This window comes from Rhodococcus sp. NPDC127593, from assembly GCF_042671975.1.
GTDB lineage: Bacteria > Actinomycetota > Actinomycetes > Mycobacteriales > Mycobacteriaceae > Rhodococcus_F.
On the sequence record NZ_JBHXWI010000018.1, the window covers coordinates 137,815 to 155,376 of the forward strand.

Annotated in this window: 14 protein-coding genes; 9 read left to right on the forward strand and 5 right to left on the reverse strand. The window is 65.3% G+C overall.

Annotated features, from left to right (window positions below; all coding sequences use genetic code 11):
- Position 1: 1 nt before the first annotated feature.
- Complete coding sequence (locus ACFVJ3_RS18680) at positions 2–679, reverse strand: GntR family transcriptional regulator (RefSeq protein WP_378453428.1); 678 nt, start codon at positions 677–679, stop codon at positions 2–4.
- Positions 680–731: 52 nt separating this feature from the next.
- Complete coding sequence (locus tag ACFVJ3_RS18685; RefSeq protein ID WP_378453429.1) at positions 732–1,904, reverse strand: CaiB/BaiF CoA transferase family protein; 1,173 nt, start codon at positions 1,902–1,904, stop codon at positions 732–734.
- Between the two features lie 277 nt (positions 1,905–2,181).
- Here ACFVJ3_RS18685 and ACFVJ3_RS18690 point away from each other — a divergent pair, with 277 nt between their 5' ends.
- From ACFVJ3_RS18690 to ACFVJ3_RS18705, 4 genes are all read left to right on the forward strand, one after another.
- Positions 2,182–2,886, forward strand: coding sequence for a GntR family transcriptional regulator (locus tag ACFVJ3_RS18690; RefSeq protein ID WP_378453430.1), 705 nt, complete (start codon positions 2,182–2,184; stop codon positions 2,884–2,886).
- A gap of 602 nt (positions 2,887–3,488) precedes the next feature.
- Complete coding sequence (locus tag ACFVJ3_RS18695) at positions 3,489–3,959, forward strand: MaoC family dehydratase (RefSeq protein WP_378453431.1); 471 nt, start codon at positions 3,489–3,491, stop codon at positions 3,957–3,959.
- Positions 3,960–3,988: 29 nt separating this feature from the next.
- Entirely contained in the window at positions 3,989–5,929 is a 1,941-nt protein-coding gene (locus tag ACFVJ3_RS18700; protein WP_378453432.1) for an AMP-binding protein, read from the forward strand.
- A 13-nt stretch (positions 5,930–5,942) separates the two neighbouring features.
- Complete coding sequence (locus tag ACFVJ3_RS18705) at positions 5,943–7,106, forward strand: acyl-CoA dehydrogenase family protein (RefSeq protein WP_378453433.1); 1,164 nt, start codon at positions 5,943–5,945, stop codon at positions 7,104–7,106.
- 333 nt (positions 7,107–7,439) lie between these two features.
- Here the strand turns inward: ACFVJ3_RS18705 and ACFVJ3_RS18710 are convergent, their stop codons facing one another.
- Positions 7,440–8,132 carry a GntR family transcriptional regulator gene (locus ACFVJ3_RS18710; RefSeq protein ID WP_378453434.1) on the reverse strand — a complete coding sequence of 231 codons (693 nt, stop codon included), beginning with the start codon at positions 8,130–8,132 and terminating at the stop codon, positions 7,440–7,442.
- A gap of 389 nt (positions 8,133–8,521) precedes the next feature.
- Between ACFVJ3_RS18710 and ACFVJ3_RS18715 the strand changes: the two genes are divergently transcribed.
- From ACFVJ3_RS18715 to ACFVJ3_RS18735, 5 genes are all read left to right on the forward strand, one after another.
- Entirely contained in the window at positions 8,522–9,685 is a 1,164-nt protein-coding gene (locus ACFVJ3_RS18715) for a CaiB/BaiF CoA transferase family protein (RefSeq protein ID WP_378453435.1), read from the forward strand.
- Entirely contained in the window at positions 9,682–10,473 is a 792-nt protein-coding gene (locus ACFVJ3_RS18720; RefSeq protein ID WP_378453436.1) for an enoyl-CoA hydratase/isomerase family protein, read from the forward strand. Before ACFVJ3_RS18715 ends, ACFVJ3_RS18720 begins: the two co-directional genes overlap by 4 nt.
- Entirely contained in the window at positions 10,470–11,642 is a 1,173-nt protein-coding gene (locus tag ACFVJ3_RS18725; RefSeq protein WP_378453437.1) for a CaiB/BaiF CoA transferase family protein, read from the forward strand. Before ACFVJ3_RS18720 ends, ACFVJ3_RS18725 begins: the two co-directional genes overlap by 4 nt.
- Positions 11,643–11,686: 44 nt before the next feature.
- Positions 11,687–12,583: an HpcH/HpaI aldolase/citrate lyase family protein gene (locus ACFVJ3_RS18730; RefSeq protein WP_378453438.1), complete on the forward strand. Its 897-nt coding sequence runs from the start codon at positions 11,687–11,689 to the stop codon at positions 12,581–12,583.
- A 364-nt stretch (positions 12,584–12,947) separates the two neighbouring features.
- Positions 12,948–14,336 carry an MFS transporter gene (locus tag ACFVJ3_RS18735; RefSeq protein ID WP_378453439.1) on the forward strand — a complete coding sequence of 463 codons (1,389 nt, stop codon included), beginning with the start codon at positions 12,948–12,950 and terminating at the stop codon, positions 14,334–14,336.
- Positions 14,337–14,733: 397 nt separating this feature from the next.
- Here ACFVJ3_RS18735 and ACFVJ3_RS18740 read toward each other — a convergent pair whose 3' ends face one another.
- Both ACFVJ3_RS18740 and ACFVJ3_RS18745 read right to left on the reverse strand, forming a co-directional pair.
- Positions 14,734–16,209: an MDR family MFS transporter gene (locus ACFVJ3_RS18740; RefSeq protein ID WP_378453440.1), complete on the reverse strand. Its 1,476-nt coding sequence runs from the start codon at positions 16,207–16,209 to the stop codon at positions 14,734–14,736.
- Positions 16,206–17,483: an acetyl-CoA hydrolase/transferase family protein gene (locus ACFVJ3_RS18745; RefSeq protein ID WP_378453441.1), complete on the reverse strand. Its 1,278-nt coding sequence runs from the start codon at positions 17,481–17,483 to the stop codon at positions 16,206–16,208. Before ACFVJ3_RS18745 ends, ACFVJ3_RS18740 begins: the two co-directional genes overlap by 4 nt.
- Positions 17,484–17,562: the final 79 nt, after the last annotated feature.

Consider the following 17,562-nt stretch of genomic DNA (forward strand, 5'->3'; position numbering starts at 1 on the left):
TTCAGCTTGGTCCAGCCCATAGGCCACGCAACTCGAGTTCGGAGATCAAGTGATCGGCTCCGTCGAGGATGTGCGCTTCCATGAGAGCTCGGGCTTTTTTGGGTGCGCGCTTGTTCAAGGCGTCGAGTAGCAGAGGATGATCGACCTGCGTGGTCGAAATGTGGCCGTCGACGGCGGCGTATAGGCGGTTTGGCAGGTTCGTGACCACGGAATCCAACAGGCGGGCGAGCCGCGGTGAGTCCGCGGCGATGTTGATCTTGCGGTGAAAGGAATGGCCTCGTGTGGCGATTTCGTTGCCGTCGCTCCGTGCTATGGCGGCCTGATGTTCTTCGAGACTCATCCTCAGCTCATCAATCTGGTGACGGGTAATGCGCATGGCGGCTCGCGACGCCAGTTCGCCGGCTAACTGGGCCTGTGCCCAGAAGAGATCGCGGACGTCTTGCCGGGTGAAGGGAAGCACGAGGAATCCACGTCGCGGGACCGTCTCGACGAATCCTTCGCTGCGGAGTGTGAGGAGTCCTTCTCGGACGGGCGTGGCGCTTACTCCGAAGGTGGCGGCCAGTGGTTCGATTCGGAGGAATTCACCGGCTCGTACTTGCCCGGAAATAATCATCTCGCGCACGTGTGTGGCGACTTCCTCGGGGAGTTGCTGTCTTGTGGAGGTGGGGGTCTGCAGCATCGTCGGTGGCGCCTTCCGGAGTCTTGGACCATTGGGGCATCGTGGGATGGACTCAGGGTGCGAACAGCACACCATCGCGAAGCAACTTGTCGATCGTCGATTCGTCATACACCTCGGTGGCGACCGCGCGCGTGTGTTCGCCCACGCGAGGTGTGGAGCCGGTGCGGCTCGGGCGTGCACCGTCAAATAGCCATGGAGCGCGGAGCAGCGCCGGTCCCTCGTCCTGCGGTTCGAGAAGTTCGAGGAACTCGGTTTGCGGGTGCGTGGCAAACTCGGACATGCCGAGTACGGGCGCGAATGGGACATCGGCGTCGGTGAGAATTTTTTCCCACTGGTCCGCGGTCCGGGTGAGGAACGCTGCCTGCACGACGTGAACCAGTTCCGCATAGTGCTGTACCCGAGCCGGGTACAGCGAGAATCGTGGGTCATCGCGTAGGTCCGGTCGTTCTATGGCGTCGGTGAGGGAGCGCCAGAACTTCTGCGAGGACGACAGATGGATGGCGATCACACCGTCCGATGCGGTGTGAAGGCAGAAATTCTGGGCCTGGGGATGGCGCGATTGCCGGTAAGGATCGGCGCCGTCGTCGTCGTACATCTGAGTAAGGGCGTCGACGGTCAGTGCACTGACCGCCTCGAGCATCGAAGTTTCGATTCGCGGCGCCGACCCGGTCTCCGCCCGGGTGACGAGCGCGGCGAGGATGCCGGTTGCGCCGACGAATCCGGTGATCAGATCGGCGATACAGGTACCCGATAGTTGGGGTTCACCGGCGTCGCCCATTACGGTGTACATCCCTCCGAGGGCTTGTCCGATCGTGTCGTAGGCGGCGCGATCAACCAGAGGGCCACCGTTGCCGAATCCCGTGACGGAGGTGTAGACGAGGTCGGGGTTGGCCTCACGGCATGGCCCGGGGCCCAAACCGAGTGCAGCGAGTTTGCCTGGCCGGATGTTTTCGATCAGGACATCGAACTTCGGCAGGAGGGCACGAACCAGATCCACGCCCTCGGGCCGTTTGACGTCTACCGCGATGCTCTTCTTCCCGGCGTTGTACTGGACGAAGTAGGGGCTGCGATGATCGAGGTCGCGCCGGAAGTCGTCACCGCCCTGCGGCTTCTCGACCTTCACGACCTCGGCGCCCAATGCACACAGGATCGAAGTGCTGTACGGGGCGGAAATGTAACCACCGATCTCAAGGATTCGGATGTGTTGCAAAGGTTTCGGACTCATCGAGTACCTCGTTCTGGAAAGGATGCGCCATCCTGGGGCCGCTGCATCGGCTAGCCGGTGAGAGTGGAAGCCAGATCATATATTACGCATCATGGTGCTTCTTGGCTAGGCCTGCGAGTGGCTGTTACGGCTTCGGACGTGGGTCGAGAGCTCAATGTCGCTCGGATGCCGAACTCGCGGTGCTTTGAGGCCCGCAAGAGGGCGCGTCGATATCGCATATCATGCGGGAAGTGGAGTATTGTGCGGGTGGACGAAACGACCTGGTTGGGAGCTCAAGATGACGGTGGACGCACGGGCGCACGGTGCGCGCAACGCCAATCGGCAGCAGGGTCTGCCTGAGCAGGTGGCCAGCTACGTGCGTGAACGGATCTTCTCGGGCGAGGTCAAGCCCGGTGAGTTTCTGCGCATGGAGCCGATTTGCGAAGCGGTTGGCGTCAGCAACACCCCCGTCCGGGAGGGTATGCAGCTGTTGCGAAGCGAGGGCTTTGTTCAGATGGTGCCTCGGCGTGGGTTCATCGTCGCGTCGTTCACCCGGCGAGACATTCGCGATCTGTTTTGGGCCCAGGCCCAGCTCGCCGGTGAGCTCGCGGCACGGGCGGCCTCGAACATCAGCCCAGCGCAGTTGGCAAGGCTCGATCAGATCATGGCGGAGAACAAGGAGGCCGTCGCGGCCGGTGACAACCAGCGGATCACCGATCTGGGTCATGAATTTCATCGTCAGATCAACCTTGCCGCAGATTCGCACCGACTGGCACTGCTGCTGGGGTCGGTGGTCAAGCATCTACCGAACCGTTTCTACGCCACGATCGAGCAGCAGGTCGACGCCACGGTGAATGAACATCCGCAGCTGGTGGAGGCCCTACGGACCAGGAACACCCGCGCGGCCAGGTCGATGATGAAGAAACACATCGCCACCACCGCGGATCATCTGATCGCGAAGCTCGAGGAACAAGGCATGTGGAGCGACGAAACCGCTAAATAGCGGCGAAATGGGCGACAGCGCCGAATCTGTGCAATGACGCACTTCCCAATCCGGTCTCGGCGTGACCTGGCGCGTCATTTTTCTCTGCTTCGTCGCCATGTCTGATGGGGGCGACACCGTTTACCAGCGATGACCGCTGGTTTCAACGAGGCTCTGCAGAGCACGTAAGCCGTCGCATCGCTGTAAGTTGAGTCAACGTGCCGCCCGGGCCGGTGCGGCTCACGATATTTCTCGGAGCTCACGCAGGCTCCTCGCTGACGCGTGTGCGGCGGGGTTTCCTCGATGCACCCAGTTTCCATTCTTCTTATGAGCGGTCCTTTGAGCAGTCCTTCGGTGGGCGACGGCTGAGTGCGCCAAGGCGCCTGGCCTCGGGGCCGGAAGGTGTCACCCGATCGGATCACGTCCCGCGTATCCGCGGCTCGCGTCGTCGGGTGACTGAAGCCGACCATAATCCGCTGAGCCAGTAGGCCGGCCTCCCCCACCACGTTTCCGCGCTGCATATCTGCCCCCAGCCGTCATTGACACGCATCATATATTGTGTAACATGCGATATCAGGTGAACTTGCACTGGCGGAAATACCGCCGAATCGAAAGGACTTCCCATGCCCGGTCTGTACTTTGAAGAATTCGAGCCGGGTGCCGTCATCGACCACCCGACCCGTCGCACGGTGACGGAGACGGACAACATCTTGTTCAGCACGATGACGTTGAACCTGGCGCCGCTGCATCTGGATGCGGAGTACAGCAAGGACTCGATCTACGGGCAGCGCCTGGTCAACAGCCTGTTCATCCTCGGCCTGGTCTCGGGTATCTCGGTCCCCGAGACCACCCAGGGCACCACCTTGGGCAACCTCGGCTACGAGGACGTCAAATTCCCGAAGCCGGTCTTCCACGGTGACACCATCCGGGTGCGCACCGAGATCCTCGACAAGCGGGAATCGAAGAGCCGTAACGACTCCGGCATCGTTGCGTTCCGTCACTACGGCATCAACCAGCGCGACGAGGTGGTGTGCGAGTGCCGCCGCGCCGGGCTGATGCTCAAACGCACGGCGACGGAATCGGTCCACGCGTAACCGGTCGCACACGTCGAGGAGAAAACGCCATGACCACAAGCCACGAGGACACCGACCAGCGGTACGCCTGGATACCGAACGAGACGGTAGTCGAGCGCAGCCGGTTGCTGACGGCGATGCGGCGCTGGGGACACGAGAACATCGACGAGTTGAACCGGTCCGCGGTCACCGATCCGGAGCGGTTCTGGCGCAATGTCGTCGACGATCTGCAGATCACGTTCGACGCACCGTTCGAACAAGTTCGTGACGAGACCGACGGCAAACCGTTCCCGCGGTGGTTTCCCGGCGGGCGGCTCAATGTCGCGAACCTGTGCGCGCACCGGCACGCGGTCGGCCAACTCGCCGGCAAGACGGCGGTGGTCTACGAGGGGGATGGTGGGCAACGGCGCACATTGACCTACGCCGAACTCGATCGTCAGGTGCGCCGGTTCGCGGCGAACCTGACCCAGCTCGGCGTCCGGCGCGGGGATCGGGTGGTGCTGTTCGTCCCCGCGGTCCCCGAAGCTGTCGTCGCGTTCCTGGCGATCGCGATGATCGGAGCCATCTCGGTGCCCACCTTTACCGGATACGCGCCGGACGCGCTGGCCACCCGGCTCCAGGACTCGGAGGCGGTCATGCTGATCACCGCGGACGGCACGACCCGCCGCGGCAAGCCGGTGCCGATGAAGGAGACCGCGGATCAGGCACTCGACTCGGCCCCGTCGGTGCGCACCGTCGTCGTGCTCCGCCACCTCGGCACCGATGTGGCGATGACCGCGGGCCGCGACGTCTATTTCGACGATCTGGACCCGGATCCGACACCGGTGGAGACGGCGCCGACGGAGGCGAACGACCCGCTCACCATCGTCTACACGTCCGGGACGACGGGCCGCCCGAAGGGGATCGTGCACTCGCACGCCGGTTTCGGGGTGAAGGCGGCGGTGGACTTCGCGTACGGTTTCGATGTTCATGCCGATGATGTGGTCTCCTGGATCACCGACCTCGGCTGGCTGGTCGGACCGCTGTTGATGACCGGGCCGCTGCAGCTCGGTGCCACCATCGTGATGATCGAGGGCCTGCCCACCTACCCGACCGCGGATCGGATGTGGGAGATTGTCGAGCGCAACGGTGTCACCGTTCAGGGCATCGCCCCGACCGCGGCCCGCGCGCTGATGGCGGGCGGCGACGTGGCGGTGCGCGAGATGCCCACGCTGCGCTCGTTCGTCTCCACCGGCGAGGCGTGGGACGAGCCCACCTGGTGGTGGCTGTTCCAGGAGGTCGGGCGGTCACGCCGGCCGATCATCAATTACAGCGGCGGAACCGAGGTCGGCGGCGGCATCCTCATCGGGTACCCGTTCCTGCCCACTGCCGCCGCGGCGTTCAACGGCGCACTGCCCGGCGTCGACGCTGTCGTCCTCGGCGAGGACGGTGCACCCCTCGTCGACGAGGTGGGGGAACTCGCCGTCCGGAACACGTTCCCGGGCATGACCCACGCGTTCTGGCACGACCGTGACCGGTATCTCGAAACCTATTGGAGGCGTTGGGACGAGGTGTGGGTGCATGGTGACCTCGCCAGCGTCGACGCGGACGGGGTGTGGCGGATTCACGGCCGGTCCGATGACACGATCAAACTGTCGGGTCGTCGGGTGGGCCCGGCGGAGATCGAGGCGGCGCTGCTGAGGGATCCGCGGATCGCGGAGGTCGCCGTCATCGGGGTACCCGACGAGCTTCGTGGGCAGCGCGCCGTCGCGTTCGCCGTGGTGCGCGAGGGCGGCGTCGATTCCGACGATCTGCAGGCGACGGCCCTGCGCAATGCTGGTAAATCCTTCGCGCCGACCGTCCACACGGTCGCGACCCTCCCGAAGACGAAGAACGGCAAGATCATGCGCCGCGCCATCCGGGCGCGGTTCCTCGGGGACCCGGTCGGGGATATGTCGTCACTCGACCCGGCGACACCACTCGAAGACATCCCCGTATCCACGGGTTCATAGAAAAGGACAACCGATGAGTGAGACCGACCAGAGCAACGTCGAAGTCGTTCGCGAGGCGACCCGCGCGCTGGCCCGCAAGTTCGACAACAACTACTGGCTCGACAAGGACAACAAGCACGAGTACCCATGGGACTTCGTGAAGGCCTTCGCCGCCGGCGGCTGGCTGGGCGCGATGATCCCGGAAGAGTACGGCGGCATCGGCCTGGGTCTCAAGGAGGCCGCCGTGATGATGGGCGAGATCTCGGCGTCGGGCGCCGGCATGAGCGGTGGTTCGGCGGTCCACTTCTACGTCTTCCCGCCGGCGCCGATCGTGCGCTACGGCTCGGAGGAGATGAAGCGCGAGTACCTGCCGAAGCTCGCGAGTGGTGAGATGCTCATGGCGTTCGGTGTCACCGAGCCCACTGCCGGCGTCGACACCTCCCGCATCAAGACCAAGGCCACCAAGATCACTGGCGGCTGGGTGATCAACGGCCAGAAGGTGTTCATCACCAACGCCAAGAACGCGCAGCGCATCCTCCTGCTCGCGCGCACCTCACCGCGACGCGACGACAAGCCGTTGCACGGCATGACCCTGTTCTTCGCCAACATGGACCCCGAGCGGATCACGATCCGCGAGATCGACAAACTCGGCCGCGCGGCGATCGACACCAACGAGCTGTTCATCGACAACCTCGAGGTGGCGGACAACGAGGTGGTCGGAGAAGTCGACAAGGGCTTCTACTACCTGCTCGACGGCTTGAATCCGGAACGCATCTGCGTCGCGATGGAAGGCATCGGCCTGGGCCGCGCCGCCCTCGACCTGGCGACGAACTACGCCAATGAACGCATCGTCTTCGACCGGCCGATCGGCAAGAACCAGGCCGTCGCACATCCCTTGGCCGATTCGTGGATCCGGCTCGAGGCTGCCGAAGGCATGGCCATGAAGGCGGCCGACCTGTTCGACGCCAAGCAACCCTGCGGCGCCGAGGCGGCGGCGGCCAAGTACCTCGGAGCCGAGGCCGGATTCGAGGCGTGCGACCGGGCCTTCTCCACCTTCGGCGGGTACGCGTACGCGAAGGAGTACCACATCGAGCGCCTGTGGCGGGAGGTGCGGCTGCTGCGCAACGCCCCGTTCTCGCAGGAAATGGTCCGCAATTACATCTCGCAGCAGGTGCTGGGGCTTCCCCGCTCCTACTGATATCCGACTCCCGAGGTCCTGCTGATCCGACAGGGGACCGCGGGCCCGGCCGCCGGTCGCGGCGAACGGAACCGCGGCCGGCGCCATCCACGAGAACCACAGGAGGTGAGCGGAATGAGCGGACACTCCGCGGCACCCGGGTGCTGGCGCTGTCCGAAATGAGTCCATGCCGCAAGTTGCGATGCTGATTTGCCGACTGGGTGCCCGCATGGTGCGACTAGGTTACGCCGCGCGAGTCGCCTCGACGCGCCGTAGCGGGACTCGGCCGCTTTCTTTCGCGCCGGGATTCTCCGTGCCGGATCGACTGCCCGACACGGTGATCCGTCCGGTGTCTCAGCCCGCGTTCGCCTCGGAGTCGGTCTTCCAAAGCCCGCGCTGCTCGAGTCCCTCGATCAGATGATCCGCACCGTCCAAGATGTGCGATTCCATGAGGGTCTTGGCCTTCTTGCCGCTGTGCTTCCGTAAGGCCTCGAGCAGGAGCGGGTGTTCCTTTTGCGTTGTCGTGAGGTGGCCCTCGATGGTGGCGTAGAAACGGTTCGGAAGGTTCGTGACGATCGAGCCGAGGAGGCGGGCGAGGCGCGGAGAGTCCGCGGCCAGGTTGATCTTGCGGTGGAACGCGTGGCCCAATGAGGCGATACGTTCTGTGTCGCCCTGAGCGATCGCGTCCTGGTGGGCTTCGAGGATTGCCTCGAGCTCGGCGATCTGCTGGGGGGTGATGTTCTTCGCGGCCCGTGTGGCCAGTTCACCGGCCAGCTGGGCCTGTGCCCAAAAGAGGTCCTGTACGTCTTGCTTGGTGAACGGGGCGACTACAAACCCGCGTCGTGGGACCATCTCGACGAATCCCTCGCTGCGCAGCGCGAGGAGCCCCTCGCGGACGGGCGTAGTGCTGACCCCGACGGCTTCGGCAATGCGCTCGATGCGGAGGAAATCGCCCGCCCGCACCTCTCCGGAGATGATCATCTCGCGAACGTACGAGGCCACTTCTTCGGGAAGTTGCTGTCGTCTTGACCTGTCATTCAGGGGCATCGTGGGTCGCACCTTTCGGATTCTGAAACTCGACATAATATACCATCGCCCATCCCGAGGTTCGGCGCCCCGCCAGCAATCTGGAACGGCAACGGCTGTGGGTTCTCCGGGATGGCCCACGCGATGTCATCGGTCGGCGCGGATGGGTGGTCGACGCCTTCTTGACGACGTGATCGCTTCCGTTGCAGCCCTTCCGGCATGTCGGAACACACCTCCACGGTATGCGGCCCGAAATCCAAGACCGTCTTCACGCCGCACAATATATTGTGTAATATGCGTAAATGGAACGTTCAATTGCCGGGAACCCCGCTGGTCCTCGGCCGATGTGCCGCAGCATCGTGACAGCGATGCGATCGGCGGTATTTCCCCTCGAGCGAAAGAGTTGCGATATGAGCGGACCACTCGGCGGCGTCCGAGTTCTGGTGTTGTCCGGCATGGGCCCAGTGCCATATGTGTCGATGTTGTTGGCCGACATGGGTGCACAGGTGGTGCGCGTGGTACGGCCTACTCATCGGGCGACGCGGGCGCTTGCCCAGACCGATGGGCTGCGCGACGAGTACGACGTGGCCAACCGCGGCGTCGAGACGACAGCTCTGGACCTGAAGGACCCGCGCGGCGTGGAGACGACCCTGCGGTTGGCAGCGGCCGCCGATGTCTTCATCGAAGGCTACCGCCCGGGCGTGGCCGAGAGGCTGGGTCTGGCGCCCGAGGTGGTGCTCGGTCACAATCCGGCGATCGTCTACGCGCGGTTGACCGGCTATGGGCAGTCCGGCCCACGTGCTCAGGAAGCGGGGCACGACATCAACTATGTCGCCCAATCAGGTGCCTTGCACGCGTTGGCGCGGAGTGGGGAACGCCCTCGTCCCCCGATCAACCTGCTCGGCGACTACGCGGGTGGCGGAGCCATCGGTGCGTTCGGAATCGTATGCGCCCTACTGGAGGCAACGAAATCCGGGCACGGGCAGGTCGTCGACGTCGCCATGGTCGATGGTGTTGCCCTGCTGACCGCGAAGCTGCAGGGACTGCGGGCGGCGGGACTGTTCTCGGATGAGCCGGGCACGAACTGGATCGACTCCGGAGCACCGTTCTACGACACCTACCGGTGCGCGGACGGCCGCTACCTCGCGGTCGGTGCGCTCGAACCCGACTTCTACCGGGAGTTCCTCGCCGGCCTCGGTGTCGAGACCACCGACTGGCCCGACCAGAACGACCGCGCTCGGTGGCCACACCTGCGGGAGTTCATCGCGGTGGCGATCGCCGGGCGGACCCGCGACGAGTGGGAGTCCATCTATGCCGGCACCGACGCCTGCGTGAGCCCGGTGCTGAACTTCGACGAGGCTGCCACGGCCCCGCACAACGCCGAACGCGGGCTGTACCAGCGGGTCGGCGGGGTGCTGCAGCCGGCGCCGGCGCCCCGATTGGCCCGCACGCCCGCCCGCCGACCATCGGTGCCGCGAACCGAACAGGTCGCGGCCGCCGATCTGATCGATGCCTGGGCGGCTCCCGACCTCCATTCGAACAATTTCCTCGAGAAACTAGAGGTACAGCAATGAAGACGTACGACGAGTTCCCGACGCTGGCGATCGATCGTCCGTCGGAGGGGTTGTTGCGGATCGTGCTGGACGGGCCGGATCTGCATGCGGTGGGTGCGGAGATGCACCGTGAGTTGGCGGATGTGTGGGCGGCGATCGGCCGGGACGAGTCGGTACGGGCGGTGCTGATCCGCGGCGCCGGCGACCGCGCGTTCTCCGCCGGCGGCAGCTTCGACCTGATCGAGGCGATGGTCAAGGACTGGGACACCCGCACCCGCGTCATGCACGAGGCCCGCGACCTGGTCCGCAACATCATCGAATGCCCGGCCCCGATCGTCTCCGCCATCAACGGCCCCGCCGTCGGAGCCGGACTGGTCGCCGCCCTCCTGGCGGATGTGTCCGTGGCCGGTCGGCGCGCAAAGATCGTCGACGGCCACGTGCGGATCGGGGTGGCCGCCGGCGATCACGCCGCCATCTGCTGGCCGCTGCTGTGTGGGATGGCCAAGGCCAAGTATCACCTGCTCACCAACGAGGTCCTCACCGGCGAGGAGGCGGAACGGATCGGGATGGTCTCGGTGTGTGTGGACGACGACGCCGTGCAGGCCCGTGCCCTGGGCATCGCCGAGAACCTGGCCCGTGGGTCGCGCAGCGCGTTGCGGTTCACCAAGCACGCCCTGAACGGCTGGTACCGGCAGGCGATGCCGATCTTCGACGCCTCCCTCGGTTTCGAGTTCTACGGCTTCGGCGGCCCGGACGTCGCCGAAGGTATTGCCTCGCACCGCGACAAGCGTCAGCCGAGGTTCACATGAGCGGGCCGTTGGACGGGATCACCGTGCTGGGCCTCGAACAGGCCATCGCCGCACCGCTGTGCACCCGGCACCTGGCCGACCTGGGCGCCCGGGTGATCAAGGTCGAACAACCCGGGTTCGGGGACTCGACCCGCCACTACGACGAGGCCGTGCGCGGTCTGGCCGCCCACTTCGTCTGGCTCAACCACGGCAAGGAATCGGCGGCACTCGACCTCACGGCACCCGCCGACCACGACCTGCTGCACGACCTGCTCGAACGGGCCGATGTGATCGTCAGCAACCTCGCACCCGGTGCGCTGGACCGGCTCGGTCTCGGGGTGGACGCACTCGCCGAGCGGTATCCGCGCCTGATCATCGTCGACATCTCCGGGTACGGGCGCGGCGGACCACTCGATCACAAACGGGCCTACGACCTGCTCATCCAGGCCGAGGCCGGGTCCTGCACCATCACCGGCCTACCCGGACAGCCCGCGAAACCGGGTATCCCGATCGCCGACATCGGCACCGCACTGTATGCGTACTCGGCGGTGCTCGCCGCGCTGTTCGAGCGGGAGCGGACCGGGCGCGGCGCGGTCATCCCGATCGCGATGCTCGACGTGGTCGCCGAGATGATGGGCTTCGCCCTCAACCAGGTGATCCACAGCGGTGTCGAACCCGAGCCCGTCGGCATGGGCTCGCCGATGGTCGCCCCCTACGGCGCCTACCCGACCGCCGACCACCTGACCGCCGTGCTCGGCACCACCAGCGACCGGGAATGGCGGCGCCTGGCGGCCGACCTCCTGGGCCGTCCGGATCTCGCCGACGACCCGCGGTACGCCCGCAACGCGGACCGGGTCCGGCTGCGCACCGAACTCGACGCGATCGTCGGCCTCTGGTGCGCGCAACGCACCCTCGCCGAGATCCAGCAGGCCGCCGATGCGGCCGGGATCGGCAACGCCCGGCTCAACGGGGTCCAGGGCCTCGCCGAGCACCCGCAACTGGCCGCCCGCGGACGGTGGCGCGATATCGACACCCCGGCCGGCCCGGTGCCCGCCCTGGTGCCGCCCGGCCTCGCACAGGGCTGGACCACGGCGTCGGGCAGCGTCCCGGCGTTGGGCGCAGACACCGACGCCATCCGGACGGAGTTCGCGAGTACTGCACCGACCGCCGCCGGCAGTGTGCGGCCGTAATCGCACGGTTTGACACACGATTTCACACACGTTGGGAGAAAACCATGAGACCGCTTCGTTCGTTGTTGTTCGTGCCCGGGCATCGGGAGGGGTGGGCCGAGAAGGCCATCGCCGCCGGCGCCGACGGCCTGATTCTCGACCTCGAGGACTCCGTGCCGGAGCACCTGAAGGACCAGGGACGTGCCACGGCCGCGCGGACCATCGTGCGGCTGCGGGCGGCCGGGGCGGATGTCGGACTCTATGTGCGGCTGAACGCACTGGACACCGGGATCTCGGGTGACGACATCGCCGCGGTCGCCGTGCCGGGCCTGGACGGGTTCGTGTTGCCGAAAACCTTCGGTCCCGATGACATCGTGCGGTTCGATGCCCTGGTGACCCATTTCGAGCGGGCCAACGGCGTCGACGCCGGGAAGTTGGAGTTCATCTGCTGCCTCGAGACCGCCGAGGCGTATGCGAGCTGTGAGAAGATCGCCGTCGCGTCCCCTCGGGTGGCGACCCTGTTCGCCGGGACCGCGCGCGACGCGGACGTGTCCCGGTCGGTGGGGTTCCAGTTCACCCCGTCCGGTCAGGAGACGCTGTATCTGCGCAGCCGGGCGCTGCTCGCGGCCCGCGCGAACGGTCTCGAGTTCCCGTTGGTCGGGGTGTGGCAGGACCTCACCGACCACGACGGGGCCCGGAATTTCTCCGAACGCAACCGCGAACTCGGTTTCCGCGGTCAGGTGTTGATCCATCCCTCGCACATCGCCCTCGCCAACGAGGTGTTCAGCCCGTCCGACACCGAAATCGCTTTCTACTCGGGCATGATCGAAGCCTTCGAGGACGCCGAAGCCCAAGGGCTGGCCGCCGTCCGGTACGAGGACATGCACGTCGACTACGCCCACATCAAAACCGCCCACGAGATACTCGCCTACGCACACAGCCTGAGCCGCGTGACCGACTGACCTGAGTCGTGTGATATTTGAGCCAGGAAGTTTCCCATCTTGGGGCAATCGTGGCGTTTTCCAATACCTCTGCTTCGAGGGCCTCCGCATGCTGCGGGGGCCCTGGAAGTCGTCGCCCTGACGGGCGTCAGCGGTCCTTGGCTTTGGGCGGCGAGATCTCGAACTTGGATCCTGCGAGGCTCTTCATTGCCATGGCGGGAGGTCGGTGTAGCCAACATTGACGCCTTTGGTGAGCAAGTCAAAAATAGTGCAAGCCAACTTCTTTCGACTCCATATCGCTGTCCGGTCAAGTGATGCGAAGGCAGGCTAACGACCATTGACACCGCATCATATATAACGCATAGTGCTGTGACTCACACGTTGCATGGAAGAGAAGAGGCTCGACGTGACCCAGTCACCAAAACCACCCACCGCTGCCGGTACTCCGCCAGGCCGGAAGCCGAAGTCCGTCGGCCCCGCCGTGGTGGTCGGCACCGCTCTCGAATTTTTCGACTTCTACCTCTACGCGTCGATGGCCGCATTGGTGTTCGGGCCGATCTTCTTCCCCTCGGAGAGTTCAGCGGTGAGCACCCTCGCCGCGTTCTCCACGTTCGCGGTGGGATTCCTGGTTCGCCCCCTCGGTGGCATCGTGTTCGGAATCCTCGGCGACAAGATCGGGCGGAAGGCGGTGCTGACCTTCACCCTTCTGCTCATGGGCGTGGCGACCGGCCTCATTGGGCTGATCCCGTCGTACGAAACGATCGGAATCGCTGCACCCATCCTCCTGATCGTGTTCCGTCTCCTTCAGGGATTCGGTGCAGGTGCCGAGTTCGGTAGTGCAGTCGCCATGTCCTACGAGCACGCCGACAGCAAGTCGCGCGGTCGGCAGGGAGCATGGCCGGCGCTGGGGGTCAACATCGGGCTGTTGGCTTCCTCCCTGGCAGTGACGGCCGTGACGAGCCTCAGCGACGAGGCTCTGCACAGTTGGGGGTGGCGAGTGCCGTTCCTGTTCAGCTTCATCCTGGTCGGCCTGGGCTACTGGATGCGTCGAAACCTGCCCGAGACCCCCGAGTTCGAACAGCTTGCAGCCGAGGCCCAGACGCGGAAGAAGGTGCAACCACTCCGCAACCTGCTCAAAAATCATTGGCGCGGGCTGACTGTCGTCGCGGTTTCCACCATCGGGCTCAACAGCATCAGCTACATCTTCAAGACGTTCTCGCTGTCGTATCTCGCCGAGTTCCGCGATGTCGCCGCCAATGTCGGAGCGTTCGGCATCAGTCTGGCCAGCGCCGTCGCGATCGTCACCGTCCCGTTGGCGGGACGGTTCTGTGACGCCGCTGGTGCCCGCCGGGTCATGTTGATCGGCGCCGGTGGCATCGCAGTCCTCGCGTTCCCGTTCTTCTGGCTCCTCGACACCGATCGCCCGATCTACATCTGGGCGGCGCTGATCTTGACTGTCGGCATCGTCCAACCCACGCTGCTGGCAGCGTCCGGTTCCTTTCTTGCCCAGCAGTTCCCGGCTGATGTCCGCACGTCTGGTCTAGGCGCCGGGCGGGAAGTCAGCGGCGCCTTCGCCGGCGGCCTCGCTCCGCTTGCGGCGCTGACAATGGTCACCCTCTCGCCTACCCATTCCACGTGGGGAGTTTCCATCATCTTCGTCGCGGGCGCCCTCTTCATTGCCGGCTCTGCTCTCGGTGACCAGTACCGCAATGTCGCCACCCACGGTGACAGCATCGACGATCCACAGCAACGACAGCACGCGACCACCCCCTGAGGCGACGCCCGCGCTGCTTGCAAGGCAGAGCCCAGGCAGTAGCCGTAACAAGCAAACCGGGCGCTACGCCCCCATTGTCCGCTGCGGACCCGACCCGGTCAGCAGCGGGCAATGACGCTGCACACGAATGTGTCGAGGGTGTATGAATCTCGTCGACCGGGACAGCGGCGATCGCAATCGAACGGTTGTCGGTGTCCCGCAGACGGCGACGTGGCACCCGGAATTCGGTTCTCGAGATTGGTGGGAACTTGCTCGGTGCGAGGCCGGGCTGTCGCAAGTGAATCACGGGTGATTCTGGCCGCGTCGCAGCTTGCACCGTCCGATCCGTGGTTTCGCCGTCGGGCGATGAGCTGCGTCCTAGACATCGGATCTCGGGCGGCCCCGCGGCACGAACGACCTATTTGCCTGACACCTTTCGCCCGGTGCGATCGCATTCTTCGTCGGCGGCCTCGTGCGGTTGAGGTGTGAGCTGCACGTGCCGCGGCAGTATCGATACGGTGACGATCAATCCGGATGCGGCAAGTGCGATGCAGATGAACACCGGGTGCAGGGCGGCGTCCAGCTGGGCCGGTGATTGCGGGTTACCGCCGTGTGCTGCGACAAGGGCGCCGAACCCGGCTGCGCCGACAGCTCCACCGATCGAGCGGGCGAAAGTGGTGCAGGACGTGACAACTCCACGTTCGTGCCGTTCGACGCTCGCTTGCGCGGCGATGATGGTGGGGCTGGTGATGAATCCGAGTCCGGCGCCGATGACGAAGCACGCTGCGGCGATCTGCCATTCGGCCGTGCTCTCACCGAACAGGACCGTCAGACCGGCGCCGACGATTGTGATCGCCGTTCCCGCCAACGCTGTGCGGCGGAATCCGATTCGCAGATAGAGCCGCCCGGACTGGCTCGAGGCCAGCGGCCACGCCAACGTCAGCGGGGTGAGGAGGAAGCCGCCGGTGACGGCGGTCGTTGCGAGAACACTCTGTGAGAACAGCGGGACGTAGGAAGTGAGCCCTGTGACGACCGCACCGATGATCGCCGAGGTGAGAACCGTGCCCAGAAGGGTCCGCCGGCCGAGAATCCAGGGCGGCATGATCGGGTTGCATACCCGCCACTCGACGACCCCGAACAGCAGAAGGCAGACCGCTCCGATCGTGACGATCGCGATCCACGTCGTAGACCCCCACGCCCAGCTCCGGCCGCCCTCCAGGAGTCCCAGCACCAGAAGCCCGGCACCGAGGGTCAACAGCACTGCACCCAGCACGTCGGGTCGCCCGTGCCTCTTCCGTGGGTCCGTATCCTCCTCGTGGAAGTTCCGGATGAGCAGCAGCGCCGCCGCCGCGCAGATCGGAACGTTGACGAAGAAGATCCCACGCCAGGAGCCGTACTCTGCGAACAATCCCCCGACGGCCGGACCCAGGACGGATGCGGCGGCCCACACACTGGCGATGTATCCCTGCGCTCGTGGCCGCTCGCGCAAGGTGTAGATGTCGCCGGCGATCGTCAGGACCGTGGGCTGGACTGCCCCCGCACCGAGGCCCTGGAGGGCACGGAACGCGATCAGCCCGGTCATGGACTGGGCGAACCCGCACAGCATCGAACCGAGGAAGAAGACACCGATCCCGAGCAGCATGACCGGCTTGCGGCCCACGGTGTCGGACAGTTTGCCGAAGATCGGTGTCGTGACGGCGTGGGACAGCAGGTACGCGGAGAACAACCAGGGAAAGTGCTCGAAACCTCCGAGGTCCTCGATTATCGCGGAGACCGCGGTCGCGATGACCGTCGTGTCCAAGGCGACGAGAGCATTACCGAGCATCAACGCGGTAAGGACTCGCCGCCGACGCGACCGCTCCTGCGTCTGTGGTTCGTATCGTGTCGGGGTCACCGCTCGGTTCGGTGTCCGCCGGTCAGTTCGGTACGCAGCTTGTCGCGGTGCGCCGGTGCTGCGACGGCGATGAGTCGCTCCGCGCGCTGGGCTGCCGTGGTCGCGCGCAGATCCGCGACCCCGTACTCCGTGGCGATGATGTCGACGTCGCTTTGCAGTGACGTCGTCGGCCCATTGAGCTGCGCGACGATGGAGCTCTTGTCACCGGCCGGATTGGTGGCCGGTAGCGCGATGACCGACAGACCGGATTTCGCCATCCGGGTGGCGCGGAAGGAGTCGACCTGCCCGCCGACTGCGCCGACATAGAGTCCACCGAGCGATTCCGCGTTCACCTGCCCGAGTAGGTCGACCTGCAGAGCGGAGTTGACGACGATGAACGGGTCGCAGGTTGCGAGTGTGGCGGGCGCCAGAAGTTCGTCCAGGTGTACGAAGTCGATGCCGGTGTTGCCGTCGACGAAGTCATACAGTCGCCGGCTCCCGAGTGCCATGCCGGTGGTGCACGACCCGGCGACGCTGATGTCGACGGCACCGGAGTCCACCAGATCGAAAATCCAGTCGCCGATCAGGTTGGACCGGACCCGCAGTCCCGAACGGGTGCGAATCACCTTGGTGATCTCGGCGGGGATCGCACCGACGCCCAGCTGCAGACTGGCACCGTCAGGAATCAGGGTTGCCACATTTGCCGCGATGGTCCGGTCGACGTCGGTGGCCGGTCTGGTCGGGGAACCGGGCAGCGGGTTGTCGGACGTGACGGTCGCGGTGATCTGTGACTGGTGGATGCGTCGGGAACTGTTGGTTCGGGGCATGTTCGGGTTGATCTCGGCGAGAACCACGCGTGCCGAGTCGAGTGCGTCGACGAGGTAGCCCACAGTCCCTCCCGGGCTGTGGAAGCCGTCCGCGTCCGCGGGCGGCAACTGGATGAGGACCACGTCGACCGGAAGGGTGCCGTTGCGGATGAACCGGACCACGCTCGAGAGATGGCACGGCAGGATCTGGAGTTGGCCGGTGGCCGCCAGCTTCCGCAGGGACCCGTGTGCGGCGTAGGACATCACCGTGGGGTGCCCGTCAGGCACGCTGTGCCAGATGTCGTCGAGAGTGTATCCGCACAGCGCCGTGACGTCGTCGATGTCGCGGGCGGCATCGAGGAAGTGCGCGACGAGGGTGCGTGGCTCGGCAGTGGCCTCTCCGATGGCGACGAGGTCGCCGGGACGGAGGAACTCGGAGATCGAAAAATCGGGCATGAATGGGTCGTCCTTGTCTGGATAGTTGCTCACGATAGGCCGGTATCGATGGCGCATGAAGTAGCGCGGAAACTCGGCCCAGACTACGCATCATATATCATCCATGTTAGGG

Coding starts and splice junctions, on each gene's coding strand:
- ACFVJ3_RS18680 (WP_378453428.1), bottom strand. CDS start 679: ATGCTGCAGACCCCCACCTCCACAAGACAGCAACTCCCCGAGGAAGTC.
- ACFVJ3_RS18685 (WP_378453429.1), bottom strand. CDS start 1,904: ATGAGTCCGAAACCTTTGCAACACATCCGAATCCTTGAGATCGGTGGT.
- ACFVJ3_RS18690 (WP_378453430.1), top strand. CDS start 2,182: ATGACGGTGGACGCACGGGCGCACGGTGCGCGCAACGCCAATCGGCAG.
- ACFVJ3_RS18695 (WP_378453431.1), top strand. CDS start 3,489: ATGCCCGGTCTGTACTTTGAAGAATTCGAGCCGGGTGCCGTCATCGAC.
- ACFVJ3_RS18700 (WP_378453432.1), top strand. CDS start 3,989: ATGACCACAAGCCACGAGGACACCGACCAGCGGTACGCCTGGATACCG.
- ACFVJ3_RS18705 (WP_378453433.1), top strand. CDS start 5,943: ATGAGTGAGACCGACCAGAGCAACGTCGAAGTCGTTCGCGAGGCGACC.
- ACFVJ3_RS18710 (WP_378453434.1), bottom strand. CDS start 8,132: ATGCCCCTGAATGACAGGTCAAGACGACAGCAACTTCCCGAAGAAGTG.
- ACFVJ3_RS18715 (WP_378453435.1), top strand. CDS start 8,522: ATGAGCGGACCACTCGGCGGCGTCCGAGTTCTGGTGTTGTCCGGCATG.
- ACFVJ3_RS18720 (WP_378453436.1), top strand. CDS start 9,682: ATGAAGACGTACGACGAGTTCCCGACGCTGGCGATCGATCGTCCGTCG.
- ACFVJ3_RS18725 (WP_378453437.1), top strand. CDS start 10,470: ATGAGCGGGCCGTTGGACGGGATCACCGTGCTGGGCCTCGAACAGGCC.
- ACFVJ3_RS18730 (WP_378453438.1), top strand. CDS start 11,687: ATGAGACCGCTTCGTTCGTTGTTGTTCGTGCCCGGGCATCGGGAGGGG.
- ACFVJ3_RS18735 (WP_378453439.1), top strand. CDS start 12,948: ATGGAAGAGAAGAGGCTCGACGTGACCCAGTCACCAAAACCACCCACC.